The 1,102-nt window shown below is 47.8% G+C and carries 2 protein-coding genes; both read left to right on the top strand.

Annotated features, from left to right (window positions below; all coding sequences use genetic code 11):
* On the top strand, positions 1-977 hold a 977-nt coding region (locus A3762_RS21735; RefSeq protein WP_369820713.1), incomplete at its 5' end, for an elongation factor G.
* Positions 978-1,002: 25 nt separating this feature from the next.
* Positions 1,003-1,102: GTP-binding protein (locus A3762_RS21730; protein ID WP_002253261.1), on the top strand; the 100-nt coding region annotated here is incomplete at its 3' end.

Below are 1,102 nucleotides of genomic sequence, written 5' to 3'. Positions count from 1 at the left end.
TTCTTGCTGGGGATATTGCAGCCGCTATCGGTCTTAAAGATGTCACAACTGGCGAGACCTTGTGTGACCAGGATCCAAAGAACCGAATTACTTTGGAGCGTATGGATTTTCCAGAGCCCGTTATTTCGGTTGCTGTAGAGCCACGTTCTCAGCCAGATCAAGAGAAGATGGGTGTGGCGCTCGGTAAGTTGGCGCAAGAAGATCCGTCGTTCAGAGTTAAGACTGATGAGGAAACCGGTCAGACGATTATCTCCGGTATGGGTGAGCTACACCTTGATATTATCGTCGATCGAATGAAGCGTGAGTTCGGTGTTGAGGCAAACATTGGTAAGCCTCAGGTAGCGTACCGCGAAGCAATTAGAAATCACTGTGATATCGAAGGCAAGTTTGTACGACAGTCCGGTGGTCGAGGTCAGTACGGTCATGTTCGCGTTAAGTTTGAGCCGCGAACTGACGGTGAAGAAGGCCTGGAGTTTATTAATGAGGTTGTGGGAGGTGTTGTTCCGAAGGAATACATACCTGCAGTCGAGAAAGGTATTGAAGAGCAAATGCAAAATGGTGTCCTAGCTGGCTACCCTTTGCTTGGTCTTAAAGCAACGCTTTACGATGGGTCGTATCATGATGTCGACTCTAACGAAATGGCGTTCAAAATTGCCGGTGGCATGGCAACTAGAAAGTTGGCGGAAGAGGGTGGTGCAGTGCTGCTCGAGCCAATGATGAAAGTTGAAGTTGTGACGCCGGAAGAAAACATGGGTGACGTTGTTGGTGATCTTAACCGTCGTCGAGGGATTATTTCCGGAATGGAAGAGGGTCCTTCAGGTAAGGTTGTCAATGCCGAGGTGCCTTTGTCAGAAATGTTTGGTTATGCGACAGATCTACGGTCTGCGACGCAAGGCCGTGCAACATACGCGATGGAGTTTTTGAAATACGCAGAAGCGCCATCAAACATCGCAGAAGTTATTATTAACAAGTACTAACCTTTAAACGCTAAGGGGAATTACCGTGGCAAAAGAAAAGTTTGAAAGAAGTAAGCCGCACGTTAACGTTGGAACAATTGGCCACGTTGACCACGGCAAAACAACACTAACAGCAGCACTTACTC

The sequence above is a fragment of the Oleiphilus sp. HI0125 genome, from assembly GCF_001635355.1.
The sequence above is the reverse complement of the archived record's forward strand: the minus strand, read 5'-3'. Positions and strand labels throughout refer to the sequence as shown.